Genomic DNA, 20,786 nt, shown 5'->3' with positions numbered 1-20,786 from the left:
AGGGTAAACTAAAAGCGAAGACGATGTTGCGTACATTTGTAGAGAAAATATTAAACGCGGAAAAAGGAAGTGTTGTGATTCGGGAACCGGATTACGTGATGAGTCATGATAATTCGGCAAGGGTCAGATTCCTTTTCGAGCGGATTCACGGGACGAAGGTACACGACCCGTCGCGGGTGGTAATCGTGCTGGACGGGAAAGCCTCCGGGCTGATGCACGAGTTGTCGTTCGAGTATAACTCGATACGGGATTTCGTGGAGGAACAGGGGATTGAACATTTTTACGATTGCGATAGCGGGATCGGTCACCAGATACTGGCGGGGCTGGTGCGACCGGGCATGCTGGTGGTCGGGTGTGATTCGCACACGGCGACGGCGGGAGCTTTCAACGCGTTTGCCTTGGGTATCAATAAGACGGAAACCGCGGTGTCGTGGAAGACGGGGAAAATGTGGTTCCGTGTGCCGGAAACGGTAAAGATCGTGTTGAGGAACCGTCTGCCGGAAGGTGTTCTGGCGAAGGACTTGGCACTGTGGATTAAAGGTGTCCTCGGGGAACTTGACGTGAACGGGCAGGCGATAGAATATCACGGCGAGGGCGTGGAGTCGTTGACGATAGATGACCGTATGACGATAGCCAATATGTCTACCGAAATGGGCGTGGTGAGTGCCGCATTCCCACCGGACGACACGCTGGCGGATTATTTCAACGAGCCTGCCGTGAGAGGTGTTTGGGCTGACGAGGGAGCCGTGTACGACCATTCGATAGAAATTGATTTGGCGAAAGTCTTTCCTTTGATATTCAATACCCGAAAAGGAGAGATTCGAAGCGTGGATGAATTGGAGGGGTTAAAAATACAGCAGGGATTAATCGGGGCTTGTGCCTCGGGACGTTTGGAGGATTTGAGGCTGGTGTCGATGATTCTCGACGGGAGGCGTATCGCAGACGGCTTCCAGTTGTTCGTGGTACCCGCTTCAAGGGATATTTATTTGAAAGCGGTAGAGGAAGGTATTATTGACAAGATCGTACACTCGGGCGCGATGGTATTGGGTTCGAGTTGCGGACCGTGCCTCGGTGTCGGACATGTTGCCTCGGCAGGGAACAGTCGTTTGATATCGACGGCGAACAGCATGTATATCGGGGGTGCGAATGCCTCCGGCGTGGAGAAATATATCGCTTCTCCCGCCACGATTGCCATGACCGCTTTACGCGGGGAACTCTCGTCGGTGATTCATTTCGAGGGAGCGCGTTACAAATACGAGGTAAAACCCGTTGAGCCGGTGATGTTGGGCGGGTATGATTATCGCAGGGTCAACGGGGTATGGAATTATGCGGACGTGGATAATATCTCGAGTAACCAGATTTTCGCGGAGAAATTGATGTACCGTTTGACATTGGAACAGGTGGAGGAGATCAAGCCTTACCTGTTCGCCGGGTTGGATAAGAATTTTGCCACGGACGCGAAACCGGGTGATATTATCATAGCCGGGGAGAACTTCGGTCGCGGACCGTTGGTGAAACACGCCGCCACGGGGTTGGTGGCTGTCGGGGTGAAATTGGTTATCGTGAAGTCGGTAAACCATGATTTCTATCGTATGGCGATTAATCACGGTTTGCTGATTCTGGTAGACTGGGCTATCGCAGATGCCTATACTTCCGGTGAATCATTGAAATTCGACTGGGAGAATCGGGTGGCGTATTTGAATGACAGAGAATACCCACTCCCGAGAATGGACAAGGAATTTAGTGAAATTATCGGAAAAGGCGGACTCGCGAAAGCCTTTTCATGATTTAAAGATATGATGCGACTGACGATTTTCATGTGTGTGTTGTTTTTTGTTGTATCCGGGTACGCCGGAACAAAGAGAGGGCAATCCTTACGGGTTGCCCTTATTCAAGCACACTTGCAATGGGGTGATGTGGACGGAAACCTGAAAGCGTTCGGGGAGAGGGTGGAGAGATGTGGCGAGGCGGACGTAATTGTGTTCCCGGAGTTGTTTGCATCGGGTTGCGAGATGAAGAAAGGAGGCGGGGATAAGAAAGCTGAGATTGCCGCCCGGTACGGGGATATACGTGAAAAGTTGAAAAAGTGGGCGGTAAGTAAAAAAGCGGTGGTGATGGGTTCGACGATATTTGCGGAAGGCGATCGGTATTACAATCGGTTGATCGTGGCTTTCCCGGACGGGAAGTGTTTGTATTACGACAAGCACAATTGTTTTAAAAAAGGAGCTTTCTCGCCGGGAGAAGGGCAACTTATTTTTGATTACAAGGGATTCAAGATAGCCACTTATATTTGTTATGACTTGCGATTCGTTGAATGGAGCCGGAACACGACGGGGTACGACGTGGCGGTATACGTGGCGAATTGGCCGGCTTCCCGTCGGGAAGACTGGCAGAAGCTGTTGCGGGAAAGGGCTAAAGAAAATAAAGCTCACGTGATAGGAGTAAATTGCGCGGGTACAGATCCGGATGGATTGTATTATGCCGGGGATTCGGGAATTGTCGGCATGGACGGGGAGTGGATAGACCGTTGTGATGAAGGAAAAGACGAGATAAAGGTGGTGAGGATTTATAAAAACTAAAAGTTGGGAAGTAGCCTCAAGCTATCTCAAACTTTTAGTTTTTAACTTTTATCTTTTAGTTTTCTATTGTAATGTTCCTGCTTCTGCTTGTTTAATCATGTTGGCGTTAGCCGTGATGTATATTTCCACCCGGCGGTTTTGTGCGCGTCCCTCGGCTGTACTGTTGTCTGCGACGGGTTGGTCAAAAGCAAGTCCCTCGGTTGTGATACGGGCGCGAGAAATACCGTTGCCCACGAGGAAGTTGGCTACCGCGTCCGCGCGTTGTTTGGATATTCTTTCGTTTACTTCACGGGTACCCGTGTTGTCCGTGTGCCCGTAGATTGTAACATCCGTGTCGGGAGAGTTTTTGAGTGAATTGGCGAATTTCGTCAAAGCATCGCGGGATGAATTGCTTAATTGGCTGGAATTAGTGGCAAAAAGAATACCGTTGTCGAAAGTTACCTTGATCGCTTGCAAGTCATTGGCATCGGTAACTGTTTCTACTTTTGCTCCTTCGATAGCTTCCAGTTCTTTCTTTTGCTTGTCCATCTTCTTCCCGATCAAGGCTCCTGTTCCGGCTCCCACTGCACCGCCGATGGCTGCACCGATAGCCGCACCTTTGCCTTTACCTACCAAGGCACCGATGCCCGCACCAAGTGCCGCACCGCCACCGGCACCGATGGCCGCACCTTTACCCGTGTTACTCATGGAAGCGCATCCGGAAAGAATGATACTTCCGCTCAATACTAAAATGGTGAATAAATTAGTCCTTTTCATATGTGTTTAATTTGAAATGTTGGTTTCACTCGTTAATTTCTCCGCAAAAGTAATACCATTTTAATAATTTCAAAATAAAGTGAAGATAAGGGGATAAAAAAAGAGGTATGTTACAGACACACCTCCTTGTTTTTTATAAACTAAAGTATTAGAACATCGGTAATTGATAGATAAACCCGACTTCTACTCTTTGCGTGTTGTAATTGTTTTGACCGAGTACTTTAGCGCGATCGGTGAAATTGTAGCTACGTCCCACGAAAGTACAAAAGAAGTGCAAATTGGATTCCATCGGGTAGAATTCAACACCTGCCAAGTAACCGTATGAGGTGCGGTATTTACCTTTTTCTACATTTTCGGTAGCTTTGAAGATAGACGCAGTTTCATACATTCCTTTCATGAAAACGTTCCATTTCGGTAAGAAACGATAGTTTACCTTGGCTACCAATGACATGTATTTGGCGTTGAAAGCGTTGTGTTCATCTTCTAGTCCCACGATACCGGTCATGATACCTTTGCGGTCAATGTCCTCGTCGGAATACATGAAATCCACGAACGCGTTTACTTTCTTGGAGAAGGTAAAATCGTTACCTAACGCGTAGTAATACATTTGTTTGTCTTTTGCTTCGGACATAATGGATGCAGACCAACGGGTTTTGTAGAAACCGTCGAATAAACTACCGTTCCAGTTTATGGTATAAAGTAACGGGGCTCTTCCGTCTTCAAGGTTCTTTCCGTAAGTATCTTCAAATGAATTATTACGGCTATCCAAAATTTGGAATTGTATCTGATGATTATCATCAACTTGGTAAGCGATGTTCAATCCGGTCATGAAATTGCTCATGTTCTCGATCATGTCGCTATACTCGTAGATTTCAATAGGATTAAGGTCAAATTCAATACCTCCGTAAGCGGCACATTGTTTTCCCGCGAAGAAAGAGAATTGGTCGTTTAGTTTTACCCCGATACCGGCAATATCGATAGAGGTCGGCATATTGTCAATCGTACCGCTACCGTTATTACCGCGGTTCAAACGTTGCCGCCAGCGATAGGACAACCACGGGGTAATGTTACCTTTTGCCTCGATACGGAATTGACGCATCTTGAAAGCTGCTTCGCTCAATCCGTTCCTGTCATAATTGAAGCTGGCATCGAATGACCCTTGCATATTCAGGTAGAAGTTGAACCAGTCGATTTTTTTCTCGACATTGCTTACTCGTTCAAAAAGTGTTTTTTCCTTGGGAGAGCTTTGCGCGAATGCACTCGCGCCGAACCCCATAACGACTATTAATATGGCTAATTTTTTCATGTTCTGCTTTATTATGGTAGAAGGTCGTGTCGTTATACGCGGCTACGACCTTCTACCTGTATTGTTTTCAGTTGGTTAGTATTCGTTGAAGTATTGTTGGATTTGTTTCCAATCACTGGTTTTCGTCAACGCTAACATTAATAAAATACGGGACTTTTGGGGGTTCAATTCTTGAGAAGCGATGAACTTGTATTGATTGTCATCCACTTCTGCATCAAGGGTGGTAGGACCTGTCGGTACGCGGGTGGAACGAACGATAAGAATACCTTTGTTCCGCGCATTAATCAGTTCCGGGAATACATTCTTGTGAATGTTACCGTTACCCAAACCGGCATGAATGATACCCTTGTAACCGCTGTTAGCCATCATTTTAACAACATCACCTTCCATGTTGGAGTAGCTATAAACGATACCTACTTTCGGAAGCGCGTTCAAGTTGGTCACGTCGAACACGGATTGGCTGGTGTGTTTTTTCAACGTGGCTTGGTTATAGAATACTTTACCGTTGTAGATGTAGCCGAGAGCCCCTGAGTTCGGTGCTTGGAACGTTTGCACGTCGATAGTGTTCATTTTAAGCACGCTTTGCGCACCGATAACGAGTCCGTTCATGGCAACCAGTACGCCTTTACCGATGGATTCTTTCGCTCCGGCAACAACTACGGCGTTGTAAAGATTCAACGGTCCGTCCGCGCTGAGGGCGGTAGAGGGACGCATTGCCCCGACAAGAACGACGGGTTTGTTGCTTTTCACTACCAAATTCAAGAAGTAAGCCGTTTCTTCCATCGTGTCGGTTCCGTGAGTGATGACGATACCGTCAATATCTTTTCTAGCCAATAATTTGTTGATGGTCTTGGCAAGAGTCAACCACACGTCGTCCGTCATATCCTGAGAACCGATTTTCACGATTTGTTCCCCGGTTACGTTAGCAATCTTTTGAATTTCGGGAACGGCTGAAAGCAATGTCCCGATAGCTACTTGTCCGGCAGTGTAATTTGTTCCGGTAGAAGAGGCACCTGTTCCGGCGATAGTACCCCCTGTTGCCAATATGTGTATGTTAGGCAACTTTTGTGCAAACGTTGTTGCAACAGAAAATAGCACCAAGGCTACCAGCAAACTTAAATTTCTAAACATTTTCATAACTTGTGTTTTAAATTTACTATAATATAGACTATTAGAAAATCTGAATAAAAAGCAATCCAAGCCCGACGGCTACAACCGTGGCAACGAGTCCGGGCATCATGAACGAGTGGTTCAGCACGTACTTCCCGATGCGGGTGGTACCCGTTCGGTCAAAGTTAATGGCGGCAACCACGGTGGGGTAGTTCGGGATAAAGAAATACCCGTTTACCGCGGGAAACATGGCGATCAGCATGTAAGGCGATATACCCAACGCGATCCCGAGAGGCATTAAAGCGCGGACTGTTGCTGCCTGACTATACAGTAATATAGACATGACGAACAAGGCTATACCGAACAACCACGGCATCTGTCTTACGACTTCTTCGATGGAAGATTTCAATTCAGCCATATTGCCTTGCAGGAATGTATCACCCATCCACGCTATACCGAAGATAGCCACGACGGCTTGCATCCCTGCCCCGAACACGGAACCTTGCGCGGCTTTCAACCCGTCCGTGCGGGTTACCAGCAAGATAAGCGCCGCGGCAGACAGCATCAGAATCTCGATGATTGCCGGCATATCCAGTAATACTTGGTTCCCGTCAATCATGAAGGAAGGGCGTAAGTTGTCGAATGAACCGAAAAGTACGATAAATACGGTAGCGAGGATAAACACGAGAACGGATAGACTTGCCTTCTTTTGGTTGGCCACGTCCTTTAACTCGTATTTCTTATCGGTGAATACACCTTCTTTCAAACGTTTTTGATATTCCGGGTCATCAACAAGCTCTTTACCCACCCGCATGGAGAAGAATGCCCCTACAAGTACGCCGATCAAGGTGGCGGGAATCGTGATTTTCAGAATATCGAACAACGTAATATCGAAACCGGCTAATAGCCCGAGTAAGGCAACCGTGGCAGCCGAGATAGGACTTGCCGTGATAGCCTGTTGTGACGCGATGACCGCGATCCCGAGCGGACGTTCCGGTCGGATTTTCGTTTCTGTCGCGACCTCGGCGATAACCGGGAGCACGGAGTAAGCCACGTGTCCTGTTCCGGCGATGAATGTAAAGGCGTAAGTCACGAGCGGACTTAAAATAGTCACGTGCGCGGGGTTCTTTCTGAGTAAGCGTTCGGCGACCTTAACCATTAAGTCGAGTCCTCCGGCGGCTTGCATGGCGGCCGCGGCTGATATTACCGCCACGATCATGAGCATGACATCAATAGGAGGGGCTGTTGGTTGCAGTCCGAACACGAATGTTAAAATCCCCAGCCCGATTCCGCCCATAACACCCAACCCGACACCGCCTAGACGCGCTCCGATGATGATTGCTGTTAAAACGAAAGCTAATTGTAAAATCATCTCTTTTCTTTATTTTAATGTTTAATAATGCAATTATTCTAATTTCAACACCCATACTTTACGGTTTTCTTAACAAGAAGGTTTCACATTTTTATCAACAATTAGTTACAATAAAAGGTTTTCTCGTTAAAATAATAATCCGATAATAGATATTATAATGTTTAAAATTAACAAATGCATATAGTCAATTTGTATGCCAAACTTTTAATTTCTTATAAATAAATGATTGCTTTTAGAGCTTTATGGAAGGGGGTATTGAGCTAGGGTAAAGACAGATGGAGTCTATGAGGTTTATAAAGTTCATAAAGTTCATAAAGTTTATAAAGTCACGGGTGTCCTTCGGACAAAGCTTAACGGCAGCGTGAGCTGCCGTGGGCAAAGCGCCCGCAGGGTCAATGAACTTTATGAACCTTATAAACCTTATAAACTTTATAAACTCTACGTCCTTTCTATATTCATCCGAAAGTATTATTTTTGCTATAAATTTTGGAATATATGCAAGATCTGTACCTGTTTAATCCGGATAACGAGATTTCTGTTGCTAACGGCACCAATGGTTACACGCCGAAAGCGAATATCGCTTTGATGGCGGATAATCTTTCTTTTTTGATGGCGTATTTGACGGGGGAAGAGGATTACGTTCTGGTATCCCGGCTACCGGGGTGTGATTTCTTGGAGAGAAGACGGGAAGTATTCGGTTTGACGTGCAAGCCGATTCTTTGGGATAGAGCGTGTTTATTGTCTTTCCGGGAAGTTCGCCCGTGGGGGTGGAGTCCTAGGGTACATAATTTACTGGGCGAGTTGAAAACCCGTTGCGGTGAGCGATTCCGGCAAGGTGTTATGGCGGAATGGAACGATGAACGACGGGAGTTGTATAGCAGGCAAAGGGCTCGCGAATGTTTGGAGTTTATCCGGCAACGGTTACCGTTGGTCGAAGCGACGATTGTACCCCGGCAATGTTTTTCCTTGGATGTCATTCGGGAGATCACCGGCGAGGAAAGTGTAGTGGTGAAGGCACCATGGTCGTCTTCCGGAAAAGGTATATTATTTATACCGCGGGGAGAGTTCACGAAGAAAGAAGAAGAGATTGTGTCCGGAATGTTGCATAAGCAAGGATTCGTGATGGTCGAGAAGCGTTTGAATCGAGTACTTGATTTCGCCATGGAGTTCAAGATGGATGATGATTTTCAATTGCAATATTTAGGATTTTCCGTGTTCGAAACCGGTAAGCGGGGGGAATACGAGGGAAATGTCGTTGCGTCGGAAAGCCGATTGCGGGGCATGATATCGGCTTACGCGGACGAGGAGGTATTGGAACGTGTCCGGGAACTTTTGACGGAAGCCTTGCTCAAACAGTATCGAGGGATATACACGGGATATTTGGGCGTGGATATGATGATTTATCAAGACGAAGAGGGACGATACCGGGTACAGCCATGCGTGGAAATCAATTTACGCTACAACATGGGGATTGTCGCTTTACAGTTACAACGGCATTTGGCGGAGGAAGCGGAAGGTCGTTTCTGTATTCGTTTTTCAGCCAAGGCGGGAGAAATCCGCGGTTCCGCGGAAGAGCGACGGAAAATGTTTCCGTTGGAAATTCATCACGGGAAGGTCGTTTCAGGGTATATCAATCTGACTCCGGTTGATGAAGAAAGTCGCTTCGTGGCAGAATTAATCGTGGAGAAAAAATAAACTTTGTAAACTTTATAATCTTTTATGTAGTAAAATAAAGAAAATTTTATTCTCTTTGTACTTGATAATGAATTACGGATCTGGCAATAAATAGGGGTTAGCATATGCACATGAAAATTAAAATCGAGTGTATTAAGGAACTTTTTATAGAGGATATCCTTCCTACCATGGAAAAGCACGGTTACCATTTTTTAAGGTCAAAGAACTCGTTTGTTCACGAGAACAGGGAATGGAAAAACGAGTGCAATCTGCGTTTCACGGATTGGGGTGACGATCATGTATCATTGCGAACAGAGTATTTTGTGACGAGCAAGAAAGTTTCCCGTTTGTTTAGCGAGGCAACTTTAGAGTCGGGATGTATGCCGACTTGTGGTGTGCTCGACGTGGGATGGGCGTATAAATATCTGGGGATTCCGTTGGAAGATAAGCCGTGGTTTGAAATGAGAATCGCCAAACTCGATTCTATCGTGCAGAAATGGATCGTTGAATTCGAGAGCGTGGGTTTGTCTTTTTTCAAGGAGATGAACGATTACGAGAAGTTGGAGAAGGTACTGGATATATATAACGTGTCCGGTTGTCCGGCTTTGTCGGTATGGACGGGTGAGCGCATTCTGCACGGGATATGCCTGCATTATATCAAGACGAGGGACAGGCGTAGGACATTGGAACTTTTCTCCATGTACCGGAAAAAGGTCGAGGGGATGGATTACTCGTTGATAAAAGACCAGTTTATTCGTTTGGAACAATATTTCAGGAATTTACCGGACGGTTTAAATTGGAAGTTGTGACGAATGTCTAGATGTGGTCGTTTAGTGAAGTATTTTTGACCATCATGGCTAGCCTGTGATGGTCTTGTTGTATCATTATCTCACGATTACCTGTGAAATATTTACATCACATTAATATAATATGTTTATATGTATTATATTATAGAAGTATTGAATTATATTCATTTCCTATTTTAATACTATTTTTTTCTCTTTCATAATAGGAATTGAATAGGAAATAAATGGGAATTGAATAGGAATTGGTACGAATAAACTACAAGTATAATAAAATGTATATTTATATTATCTTGTAGTTAAATACAGTTAACGCGTGGGAATCGGGACGTGATTGCGCGATGATATCCTCGCTCGAAAAAAAAGGGAGCCACGAGTTTGGGAAAGTTGTTTTAGAGGGTGAAAATATCTCGTTAAAAGTTCGATATTCCGGCATATTTTTACTATATTTGTACGTTTTGTGGAAACACAATGGAAAGATTGACGGAGAGGGATTTAGAGATATTTGAAAATATAGAAAACCATTAAATATGAGTGAAGAAATAGAGCAGAACATGAATGAAGAATTAGAGCCGATGAATAACGAGTATTCGGCTGACAGTATTCAGGTGTTGGAGGGGTTGGAGGCCGTGCGTATGCGTCCTTCCATGTATATTGGTGATGTGAACACGAAGGGGTTGCATCATTTGGTGTATGAGGTGGTCGACAACTCGATAGACGAGGCGTTAGCCGGTTATTGTAAAAATATTGAAGTAACGATTAACGAGGATGATTCGATAACGGTTAGTGATGACGGTCGCGGTATTCCCACGGGAATGAACCAGAAAGAGAATCGTTCCGCGCTTGAGGTCGTGTTGACGATTTTGCACGCCGGGGGTAAGTTCGATAAAGGCTCTTACAAGGTTTCCGGTGGTTTGCATGGTGTGGGTGTGTCTTGTGTGAACGCTCTTTCTACCAAATTAACCGCCACGATTTACCGGGAAGGGAGTATCTGGTTTCAAGAATATTCCAAAGGTGTGCCTTTGGAAGACGTGAAGATTATCGGTGAAACCGATCGTACCGGTACGACGATTACTTTCAAGCCGGATGATTCGATCTTTTATGTAACGGAATATAAATATGATATATTGGCCGCCCGTTTGCGGGAATTGGCTTATTTGAACCGGGGTATTCGTTTGTCTTTGACGGATAAACGGGTGGTTGATCCCGACACGAACGAGTTTAAATCCGAAGTTTTCTATTCCGAAAAAGGGTTGAGCGAGTTCGTGGAATATCTGGATGCCAATCGTGAAAAACTGATTGACGAAACCATTCATATCACGACCGAGAAAAACGGTATCCCGATCGAGGTGGCTATGCATTATAACACGGAGTTCAAGGAGAACGTGTTCTCTTACGTGAATAATATCAACACGATGGAGGGTGGTACTCACCTTGCCGGTTTCCGCAGGGGAATCATGCAGACGTTGAAGACGTATGCCGACAATTCCGGCGCGTTGAGTAAATTGAAGTTTGATATTAACGGGGATGACTTCCGTGAAGGTCTGACTGCCATTATTTCCGTGAAAGTGGCTGAACCGCAATTCGAGGGACAGACAAAAACCAAGTTGGGTAACACGGAAGTGGGTACGGCGGTGGCTCAAGCGGTAAGTACGGCTCTGGCCAATTATCTGGAAGAGCACCCGAAAGATGCCCGTTCGATCGTGGACAAGGTGATTCTCGCTGCACAAGCCCGTCACGCGGCTCGCAAGGCACGTGAGCTGGTACAGCGGAAAACGGTACTTTCCGGTTCCGGGCTTCCCGGTAAACTGGCAGACTGTTCGGATAATAACCCGGAGAACTGCGAGATATTCCTCGTCGAGGGAGATTCTGCAGGGGGTACGGCAAAACAAGGACGTGACCGTAAATTTCAAGCTATCCTGCCTTTGCGCGGTAAGATCCTGAACGTGGAGAAAGCGTTGGCTCATCGGGTATGGGAGAGTGACGAAATTAAAATTATATTCCAAGCGTTGGGTATCACGATCGGTACGGCAGAGGACAGCAAGGCCGTGAATCTCGAGAAATTGCGTTACCACAAGATCGTGATCATGGCGGATGCCGACGTCGACGGGGCGCATATCGCTACTTTGATTATGACTTTGTTCTTCCGTTATATGAAACCCGTGATCGAAAGTGGTTATCTATATATCGCTACCCCACCTCTTTTCTCCGTGAAGAAAGGAAAAGAGCAACGTTATTGCTGGACGGACGAGCAACGTTTGCAGTTGATTCAAGAAATGGGAGGCGGAAAGGAGAGCAGTTTGCATATCCAGCGCTACAAAGGTTTGGGTGAGATGACCGCGGAACAGCTATGGGATACGACTATGTCGCCTGAAGCGCGAATCCTGCGTCAGGTGACGATAGAGAACGCTGCTGAAGCGGATCGTATTTTCTCCATGCTTATGGGAGATGACGTGCCGCCTCGTAGGCAATTTATCGAGCAGAACGCCACGTATGCGAATATTGACGCTTAGGGTGTCAATGTTACAGGTTGCAGGTTGACAGGTTACAGGTTTGTGACTGTCCTGCAACCTGTAATTTTAGTATTTGATTTCAATATATCTGGTTTTATGAGAGTTTGTGTGTTTTGTGCTTCTTCTGAAAAGATGGAGAGCGTGTATTTCGAGGCGGCGGCCGAATTGGGGGAGGAGATCGTGAAGAATGGCTGGGAGTTGCTGTATGGCGGGACGAATTGCGGGTTGATGCGGGAGGTTTCGGATGCGGCGAAGAAAGCAGGAGGGAAGGTAACGGGAATTATTCCGCGATGTATCGTTGACCGCGGTGTGTCGGCTCAAGGGATAACGGAATTGATAGTTGCTCCCGATATGAAAGAACGGAAAAGTATGATGCGGGAGCAAGCCGACGCGTTTGTCGCTTTGCCCGGCGGATGGGGTACTTTGGAAGAAATCACGGAGGTAATTACCTTGAAACAATTAGGTGTTCACAACAAGCCGATTGTCTTTATTAACACGAATGATTTCTATGAATACTTTTTTTTGTTCATCAATAATATTCGAAAAGAAGGTTTTGTATCAAATGCTTACGATGGTTTGTACACGGTCGTGAATGATGTTGAAGAAGCCGTGGCTTATATTAAAAAATACAAGGCGAAAGAATTTTCAAGTAAATATTAGGAAATAGTTGTTTTTTTAATATTTATGGACTATATTTACGGTGCTAATATAGCGTATGAGTTGACTATTGTAGTGATACAAAAGTTTGGTTAGTTTAGTTTAGAATGTAAAGGGTGGCAAAAGCCACCCTTTATTTATTCCATTAATCCTCTACCAATCTTTTTGATTTGATTTTTCTCTTTGAGCAAGATAACCACTTTATCCAGTACCCCGTTGATGAAACTGCTACTTTTGGGCGAACAGTAGTTTTTGGATATTTCAATAAACTCGTCCAGAGTAACTTTTACCGGGATAGACGGGAAATATTTTAACTCGGCGATGGCGATGTCCATGATTAATTTATCCATTTCGGAAATACGGTCTAATTCCCAGTTGGCGGTAAACTGGTCGATGATTTCCATGTTCTCTTTCATGTCGAGGATGGATTTCCGGAACAGGGTTTTGGCAAAATCCAAGTCTTCGTCTTCATTGTATAGGGAGATGAAGAAAACGGTGTTTTCCGAGTAGTTTTCTTTCATGTTTTTAACTGTCTTGTAGACGATGCTTAACACCAGTTCGAAATCGTCGTTCCAGAAGATGTTTTTCTCTTCCATTGCCTGCTCGAAGTCTTCGTCAACGGCGATAAGTTCTGAAATCATGTCCAACACGAGTTGCTTGTGGTCGTCATAAGTAACGGTCGGTTTGTTCATGTACTGGTTAAAGAAGTCGGTTTCTACCAATTTGTTGTGCAAGGAAACTACCACGTCTTGACACTCGTTTAATGAAACGAGATTGGTTGAAACGTATGTTTTGAATTTCCGGTTTTCGGCTATTTGGTTGATTACCGGGTTATCGATGAATCGGGTGTTCGGGTTTAAGTCCTTGTAGGATGCAAGCTTTCGATTGCGGGCGGCATCTATTTTTAGAAACGCGTGACGTTGGATCTCTGTAATCAGAAGGAAGACGTGGTAATACAAGTCTGTACTCTTTGTAATACTCTTGAACAAATCCCGTTCCACTTCCGTGATTGTCACTCCCTCTTTCTTCGTGTAAGAATATAAAAGCTGTAAAACTTTAATTCGAATTAATCTTCTGCTTGTCATTTTATAAAGAACTATTGTTATATCGGGCACAAAAGTACGAATTTAATTGAAAATTGGAAATTGATAATTGAAAATTATTCGTTACTTTCGCACGGATTATGCAGTAAAGGATTAAAGATGATACGACATATACATATAGTGAATTACGCTCTGATTGACAAGACGGACCTGGAGTTGGAGAAAGGGTTTACGATTATCACGGGGGAAACGGGTGCCGGGAAATCTATTTTATTGGGGGCTATCGGGTTGACTCTGGGACAGCGTGCCGATGCTTCGGCTATCATGGATAAGGATAAGAAATGTATCGTGGAAATCACGTATGATGTCGCGGGGTATCATTTGCGGCAGTGGTTCGAGGATAATGACTTGGATTATGATGACGAGGTGGTGGTACGCCGGGAATTGAACGCGGACGGGAAGTCCCGTTCGTTTATCAATGATACGCCCGTGAATAATAAGGTTTTGAAGGAATTCGGGAGTTTCTTGATTGATGTGCATTCCCAGCACCAGTCTTTGTTGATTGGTCAGCCGGAATATCAATTGGAGATTCTGGATGCTTTTTGTGGTAATCAGTCTTTGTTGAAAGAGTACAGGATGAAATATGCATCCCGCCAGTCGTTGCTCTCGGAGTTGGAACAGGTGAAGCGGCAGGCACGGGAAGCCGAGCAGGAGGAGGATTATTTGAAATTCCAGTTTAACCAGCTGGATGAGGCGAATTTGAGGGAAGGGGAACAACAGGAGTTGGAGGACGAATTGGCCGTTTTGAATCATGCCGAAACTATAAAAAGTGTCTTTTCCGAGGCTACTTATGCGTTGACGGAGTTGGATGCGTCTGTTATTCAAACGTTGAAAGGTATACGGAATAGAATAGCCGCTTTGGATGAAGTGGTGAAGGAGGCAACGGATTACGGTCAGCGATTACATTCGGTGATTGTCGAGTTGGAGGATATCGCTGATGAGGCGGAACGGGTTGCCGAACGGGTGGAATATAATCCCGGACGCGTGGACGTGATAAATGACAGGCTCGGGGTGATGTATGACCTTCTGCACAAGCATAAAGTGGAACGGACGGAGGATTTAATCGCTTTGAAAGACACTTTGCGGGAGAGATTGAAAGGTATACAATCTTTTTCTACCCGCATCGAAGAGTTGGATACGCGAATTGCCGCGTTGGAAGCGGAAATGGAGGTTCTGGCTCGGAGGATTCACGCTGCCCGGGTGGATTCGGAAGGGAAATTGCGGGAGGAGATGCAGGGATTGTTAGTGGGATTGGGTATCAAGCACGCCTCGTTTAAAGTCGGGATTGTTCTCGTGGAGCATTTTACCCCGACGGGGAAAGATGAGGTTACTTTCCTGTTCTCGGCGAACAAGAATCAAGAGCCGGGTGAATTGTCAAAAGTCGCTTCCGGGGGAGAGATTTCACGCTTGATGTTGTCTTTGAAGTATATATTGTCCCGGACGAAACAGTTGCCTGTTATTATTTTTGACGAGATAGACACGGGTGTGTCCGGCGAGATTGCCCACCGGATGGCTGCCATGATGAAGGAAATGGCTGCCCGTATGCAGGTAATCAGTATCTCGCACTTGCCCCAGATAGCGGCGGCGGGAGATAGTCATTTTAAAGTGTACAAGGAAGATGATCACGCGGGAACTATTTCGCGGATTCGCCGTTTAACAGAGGAAGAACGGGTGACCGAAATAGCCGGGATGATTAGCGGAAGCGTGGTGAGTGAGGCAGCTTTGGAAAATGCCCGGTTATTACGGGAACAATTTTAATTTAATATTTATGAGTTACAATTTATTGAAAGGAAAGAAAGGAATTATTTTCGGCGCGTTGAACGAGATGTCTATCGCTTGGAAAGTAGCGGAGAAATGTTTGGAAGAGGGGGCGCAAATCGTTTTGACGAACACGGAATTATCTATTCGTATGGGAAAGGTGAAGGAGTTCGCGGAACAGAATAATATTCCTTTGATTCCGGCAGATGCTACCAGCGAGCAGGATTTGGAACAATTGTTTCAATCGTCGATGGATTTGTTGGGTGGAAAGATTGATTTTATCCTGCACTCCGTGGCAATGTCTTTGAACGTGAGAAAGAAACGCTCTTACGATAATTTGGATTACGACTTTTTGCAGAAGACGTTGGATATTTCAGCCGTATCGTTTCATAAGGTGTTACAGACCGCGAAGAAGCTGGATGCCATGAACGAGTGGGGTTCAGTGGTAGCGCTCTCGTACGTGGCCGCGCAAAGAACCATGTTCGAGTACAACGATATGGCGGATGCCAAAGCGATGCTGGAGTCTATTGCCCGCAGTTTCGGGTATATTTACGGGCGGGAAAAGCGGGTACGCGTGAACACGATTTCCCAATCCCCGACGATGACCACGGCAGGTAGCGGTATCAAAGGTTTCGATTCGTTGATTGATTTTGCCGAGCGTATGTCCCCGCTAGGGAATGCCGATGCCGACGAATGTGCCAATTATTGTATTACCTTGTTTTCCGACCTTACCCGCAAGGTTACCATGCAGAATCTTTTCCATGACGGCGGATTCTCCAGTATGGGTATGAGTTATCGGGCAATGCACCAGTACAACAAGAGTTTTGAAAACGATAATTCAAAATGAAATCGGATTTCCGGTTTGTGATAGTAGAAAATCATAAATCGGAAATCATAAATCGGATATAGAAAAGATGTTTTTATTTTTTGACACGGAAACGACAGGACTTCCACAACGGTGGAATGCTCCCATAACCGACTTGGATAATTGGCCTCGTATGGTGCAGTTGGCGTGGATTATGTGCGATGAGAAAGGGAATATTATTGAAGAACGGAGTGACATTGTGAAACCGGAAGGATTTTTGATTCCGGCGGAAGCGTCCCGGGTGCACGGGATAACGACGGCGAAAGCGCAGGCCGAAGGTAAAGAACTGCTGTCTGTTCTGGAAGTTTTTTCAGATAAAATAGACGAGGCGTACGCGATGGTCGGTCATAACATCAGTTTCGACGAGTGTATTGTGGGTGCGGAGTTTGAGCGTAAACGAATCATGAGTTCGATGTTTTTGAAGCCGAAGTATTGCACGATGAAATCGTCCACGAAATATTGCAAGTTGCCGGGTGGGAAACAAGGATTCAAGTCCCCGAAGTTGTCCGAGTTGCATCAAGTGTTGTTCGGCGAGGGATTCGAGAACGCTCATGACGCGTTGGCGGACGTGAGGGCTACCGTGCGGTGTTTCTGGAAGTTGAAGGAACTCAAGGTGATGTGAGGAAAATAAATAAAAAAACGTATGGCTAAAAAGCAGGAATATAATTATAAATCATTACAATCGGATTACGGGAAGATGCCGCCGCAAGCGGTTGATTTGGAAGAGGCGATACTGGGTTCTCTGATGTTGGAAAAAGATGCTTTTATTACCGTGAGCGACTTTTTGAAGCCGGATTGTTTCTATAAAGAGGCGCACCAGAAGATATATCGCGGAATCCAGAATCTGTCCTTGAATAACGAGCCGGTGGATATTCTGACCGTGAGCGAGGAGATGAAGCGGTTGGGAGAACTGGAAGAGATTGGCGGTTATTATTATCTGGCACAGTTGACTTCCAAGGTGGCTTCTGCCGCCCACATTGAGTTTCACGCTCGCATTATCGTGCAAAAGTATATCCAGCGGGAGTTGATTCGCGTATGCACGGATATCCAGAATAAGGCTTATGACGATGCCACGGATGTTGCCGACCTGGTGGATATGGCACAAAAGCAGGTATTCGAGATTGCCGAGGGAAACATCAAGAAGGAGACGACGGCTATTAACGCTTTGATTGATGAAGCCATCAAGGGAATCGAGATTGCCGGGAATCGTCCCGACGGATTGAGTGGTGTGCCTTCCGGTTTCACGGCATTGGATGAAGTTACTTCCGGCTGGCAACCTTCCGACCTCGTGATTATTGCTGCGCGTCCTTCTATGGGTAAGACGGCATTCGTGTTGTCTATGACCCGGAATATGGCGGTAAACCATAACCAGCCTATCGCCTTGTTCTCTTTGGAGATGTCTTCGGTGCAGTTGGTCAATCGTTTGATTGCCAGTGAAACCGAGTTGGGCTCCGAAAAGATTCGGAACGGGCGTTTGTCCGAAGACGAGTGGCAACAGTTACACGCGAAAATTAAAGCGTTGATAAAGGCTCCTATATATGTAGACGATACTCCGGCTCTTTCTATTTTCGAGTTACGGGCAAAATGCCGTCGTTTGCAGCAGCGTTATGGTATCAAGGTGTTGATTATAGACTACTTGCAGTTGATGACGGCGGGAGCCGATATGCGAGGAAACCGGGAGCAGGAGGTAAGTATGATTTCCCGGCAGTTGAAGATTATCGCCAAGGAGTTGAATATACCCGTGATTGCCTTGTCGCAGTTGAACCGCGGCGTGGAGCAACGTACGGGAGATGCCAAGAAACCGATGTTGTCCGACTTGCGTGAGTCGGGAGCCATCGAGCAGGATGCCGATATGGTGCTTTTTATCCATCGCCCCGAACGTTACGGGATTATGGAAGACAGCATGGGAAACAGTTTGAAAGGGATTGCCGATATCATTATCGCCAAGCATCGTAACGGTGCCGTGGGGGAGATTCAATTGCGCTTCCGTAACGAGTTGGCTCAGTTCTGCGATCTGGAAGAGGTTTCTCCTTTTGCATCCGGTGGTTCAACGGTAAAAACCGTTACTTTCGGTTCCCGTATGAACGAGGATGCCGCTCCGCAAATGCCGCCCCTCGATACGGATTTCCGGGACGGGGGAAAGAGTTTCGAGAGCGGTGGTAACAGTGGGGCTGCACCTTTCTAATAATTGAAAATGGAGAATTGAAAATTGAAAATGAAAGGATTCCCGAAGACGATAACTATTCCATCTCCTCCTCTGTTTATAGAGGAGGTGCCCGAAGGGCGGAGGAGTTCAATCTAAAATCTAAAATCATAAATCTAAAATCATAAATGGTCAGGTTATTATTTTTATTGAAGTATTACGTGTTTTGGGTCGTGTTCTCGATCGCGGCAAAGGTGATCTTTCTGGTTTACCAGTGGAAAGAAACGGCGACACTCACCGGGTACGATTACGTGATGTTGTTCACGAGAGGGTTGCGTATGGATCTCTCTTTCGGGGGATACGTGATGGTATTGGCTTGCGTGATTATGGCGATAGGTGTGTTCCTGCCGCCCAAATGGTTGAAACGCGTGTATTCGGTAATAACCTTGATACTTTTGGCTATATCCAGTCTGATTGTTGTCGGAGATTTGGAGTTGTTTAAAAACTGGGGCTATCATATGGATGCGACCCCGCTATTCTATTTGAAAACGCCGGGAGAGGCAATGGCTTCGACTCCCACGTGGTTGATATTGGCATTGGTCTTGCTTTGCGCGGTTATGGTAGGGGTATTTTATAGCCTTTATCGCCGTTGGGTGGCAAATTCCTTGAAGCCGGTCCGGAAAGCGGCTTGGAAGAGCGTCGTTTATCTCCTTTTGGGTGGATTGATGATTATTCCGGTGAGGGGCGGTTTCAACGTGGCTCCGATGAATGTGAGTTTCGTGTTTTTTAATAACAAAAATATGTATGCCAATCAAGCGGCAGTGAATCCGGTATGGAATTTCTTGTACGAGGTGGCACACGTCAACAAGATTAAAAGCGACTTCGTTTTTATGCCGGAAGATAAGGCAAGACAGCTGGTGGACAGCGTGTACACGGAAACGGGTACTTTCCCGAGTGTGTTGAAAACGGATAAACCGAACGTGGTGGTGCTTTTGCTGGAAAGTTTTACACTGAACGCTTGGGACGCCATGCCTAATTTGCAGGCGGTGGCGAAAGAAGGCATTTTCTTCTCGAATATATACGCCACGGGAAATCGTTCCGACCGGGGAATACTGGGGGTTATCAGTGGTTTTCCCGCCCACCCGCAGGTGTCCATGCTGAAGTACCCGAATAAAACGTATCTTCATCCTCGTTTCCCGTTGGATTTTGAGGCTAACGGGTATAGTACCCGGTTTTATTACGCGGGGGATTTGAATTTCGGGGGATTTCGTTCCTACGTGACGATGAGTTTTCAAGGTAGCGTGACGGAGAATGATTTTTCCGGGGAAGCTATCGAGAACCGCTTCAAATGGGGGGTACATGACGGTTATATGCTGGAGCGGTTGTATGAAGATTTGCGTGTGGCGAAAACTCCTTTCATGTATATGGCATTTACCATGAGTAGTCACGAACCGTTTGTCGTACCCATGGAAACAAAAATTCCGGGAAGTGATACCGGTTCGAAGTTTAAAAATGCCATTGCTTACACGGACCAGTGTTTGGGTGAATTTTTTGAAAAGTGTAAAAAGTCCGGGATTTGGGATAACACGTTGTTCGTGTTGATTGCCGACCACGGGACTCGACACGTGGGAAACCTGCAACCTCATGCGCCGGAAACTTATCGTATACCGATGATATTTACCGGGGGGGCTATGAGTGTGCAGGATTCGGTGGTGAATACCTTGGGTTCGCAAACAGATATGGTAGCTACTATGTTGGCACAGTTGGGAATAGATGCTTCGGCTTATCATTACAGCAAGAATCTGCTTGACCCGAGTGCAGTACCTTTTGCTTTCTATGCCTTTACCAATGCGGCAGCCGTGGTGACAAGCAATGGAGCCTATATTTATGATTTGAAGTCTAAAAAGGATATTGGGGCGAATACGAATCCCCGGGATGGAGAGTTGTTGAAGGCCTATTTACAAATTATCGATCAAGACTTCAAGGAAAGGCATTGAGAATATAGGTTTATTCGTGAGTTTGACAAAATATGCAATTAATATGCTGATTGTTGCAAATAAAAGTAATGTGAATAGAGTTTTGTTCTTGTATCAAAATATTTTAATTGTGAAAATTGCGAATTTGCAATAAATTTTATATCTTCGTAA

Annotated in this window: 16 protein-coding genes; 11 read left to right on the top strand and 5 right to left on the bottom strand. The window is 45.8% G+C overall.

Translation table 11 applies throughout. From position 1 onward, the window contains the following. Positions 1–23 precede the first annotated feature (23 nt). Positions 24–1,787 carry an aconitase family protein gene (locus L0M98_RS02640; protein WP_227214856.1) on the top strand — a complete coding sequence of 588 codons (1,764 nt, stop codon included), beginning with the start codon at positions 24–26 and terminating at the stop codon, positions 1,785–1,787. A gap of 9 nt (positions 1,788–1,796) precedes the next feature. Then, positions 1,797–2,579: a nitrilase-related carbon-nitrogen hydrolase gene (locus L0M98_RS02635; protein ID WP_227214855.1), complete on the top strand. Its 783-nt coding sequence runs from the start codon at positions 1,797–1,799 to the stop codon at positions 2,577–2,579. A 63-nt stretch (positions 2,580–2,642) separates the two neighbouring features. On the opposite strand, the gene L0M98_RS02630 is transcribed toward L0M98_RS02635, so the two are convergent. The 4 genes from L0M98_RS02630 to L0M98_RS02615 all read right to left on the bottom strand — a co-directional run bounded on the left by L0M98_RS02630 (position 2,643) and on the right by L0M98_RS02615 (position 7,123). Then, positions 2,643–3,335 carry an OmpA family protein gene (locus L0M98_RS02630; protein ID WP_227214853.1) on the bottom strand — a complete coding sequence of 231 codons (693 nt, stop codon included), beginning with the start codon at positions 3,333–3,335 and terminating at the stop codon, positions 2,643–2,645. Between the two features lie 148 nt (positions 3,336–3,483). Further along, on the bottom strand, positions 3,484–4,641 hold the full coding sequence (locus L0M98_RS02625; RefSeq protein ID WP_099292672.1) for a porin: 1,158 nt from the start codon (positions 4,639–4,641) through the stop codon (positions 3,484–3,486). Between the two features lie 75 nt (positions 4,642–4,716). Further along, positions 4,717–5,778, bottom strand: coding sequence for an L-asparaginase 2 (gene ansB / locus L0M98_RS02620; protein WP_099292671.1), 1,062 nt, complete (start codon positions 5,776–5,778; stop codon positions 4,717–4,719). 34 nt (positions 5,779–5,812) lie between these two features. Next, complete coding sequence (locus L0M98_RS02615; RefSeq protein WP_099292670.1) at positions 5,813–7,123, bottom strand: anaerobic C4-dicarboxylate transporter family protein; 1,311 nt, start codon at positions 7,121–7,123, stop codon at positions 5,813–5,815. A gap of 495 nt (positions 7,124–7,618) precedes the next feature. Here L0M98_RS02615 and L0M98_RS02610 point away from each other — a divergent pair, with 495 nt between their 5' ends. The 4 genes from L0M98_RS02610 (at position 7,619) to L0M98_RS02595 (ending at position 12,773) form a co-directional block, all read left to right on the top strand. Next, positions 7,619–8,818 carry a hypothetical protein gene (locus L0M98_RS02610; protein WP_227214851.1) on the top strand — a complete coding sequence of 400 codons (1,200 nt, stop codon included), beginning with the start codon at positions 7,619–7,621 and terminating at the stop codon, positions 8,816–8,818. 104 nt (positions 8,819–8,922) lie between these two features. Continuing rightward, positions 8,923–9,606, top strand: coding sequence for a hypothetical protein (locus L0M98_RS02605; RefSeq protein ID WP_227214850.1), 684 nt, complete (start codon positions 8,923–8,925; stop codon positions 9,604–9,606). Between the two features lie 548 nt (positions 9,607–10,154). Beyond that, positions 10,155–12,113: a DNA topoisomerase (ATP-hydrolyzing) subunit B gene (gene gyrB, locus L0M98_RS02600; protein WP_227214989.1), complete on the top strand. Its 1,959-nt coding sequence runs from the start codon at positions 10,155–10,157 to the stop codon at positions 12,111–12,113. A 96-nt stretch (positions 12,114–12,209) separates the two neighbouring features. Then, positions 12,210–12,773, top strand: a complete 564-nt coding sequence (locus L0M98_RS02595) for a TIGR00730 family Rossman fold protein (protein WP_227214848.1) — start codon at positions 12,210–12,212, stop codon at positions 12,771–12,773. A gap of 134 nt (positions 12,774–12,907) precedes the next feature. Here L0M98_RS02595 and L0M98_RS02590 read toward each other — a convergent pair whose 3' ends face one another. Beyond that, entirely contained in the window at positions 12,908–13,855 is a 948-nt protein-coding gene (locus tag L0M98_RS02590; protein WP_227214846.1) for a transcription antitermination protein NusB, read from the bottom strand. Between the two features lie 117 nt (positions 13,856–13,972). Here L0M98_RS02590 and recN point away from each other — a divergent pair, with 117 nt between their 5' ends. From recN to L0M98_RS02565, 5 genes are all read left to right on the top strand, one after another. Then, positions 13,973–15,631, top strand: coding sequence for a DNA repair protein RecN (gene recN, locus L0M98_RS02585; protein ID WP_227214844.1), 1,659 nt, complete (start codon positions 13,973–13,975; stop codon positions 15,629–15,631). A gap of 10 nt (positions 15,632–15,641) precedes the next feature. Further along, a complete protein-coding gene (locus L0M98_RS02580; RefSeq protein WP_227214842.1) occupies positions 15,642–16,478 on the top strand; it encodes an enoyl-ACP reductase FabI in 837 nt (278 codons plus the stop codon). Between the two features lie 67 nt (positions 16,479–16,545). Next, entirely contained in the window at positions 16,546–17,118 is a 573-nt protein-coding gene (locus L0M98_RS02575) for a 3'-5' exonuclease (RefSeq protein WP_099292664.1), read from the top strand. A gap of 21 nt (positions 17,119–17,139) precedes the next feature. After that, positions 17,140–18,681, top strand: a complete 1,542-nt coding sequence (dnaB, locus tag L0M98_RS02570; protein ID WP_099292663.1) for a replicative DNA helicase — start codon at positions 17,140–17,142, stop codon at positions 18,679–18,681. A gap of 146 nt (positions 18,682–18,827) precedes the next feature. Then, positions 18,828–20,636 (top strand): LTA synthase family protein, encoded by a 1,809-nt coding sequence (locus L0M98_RS02565; protein WP_227214841.1) that lies wholly within the window; start codon positions 18,828–18,830, stop codon positions 20,634–20,636. Positions 20,637–20,786 lie beyond the last annotated feature (150 nt).

The sequence above is a fragment of the Butyricimonas sp. DFI.6.44 genome, assembly GCF_022132345.1.
Lineage (GTDB): Bacteria > Bacteroidota > Bacteroidia > Bacteroidales > Marinifilaceae > Butyricimonas > Butyricimonas muris.
This window is presented reverse-complemented; position numbering and strand designations above follow the sequence as displayed.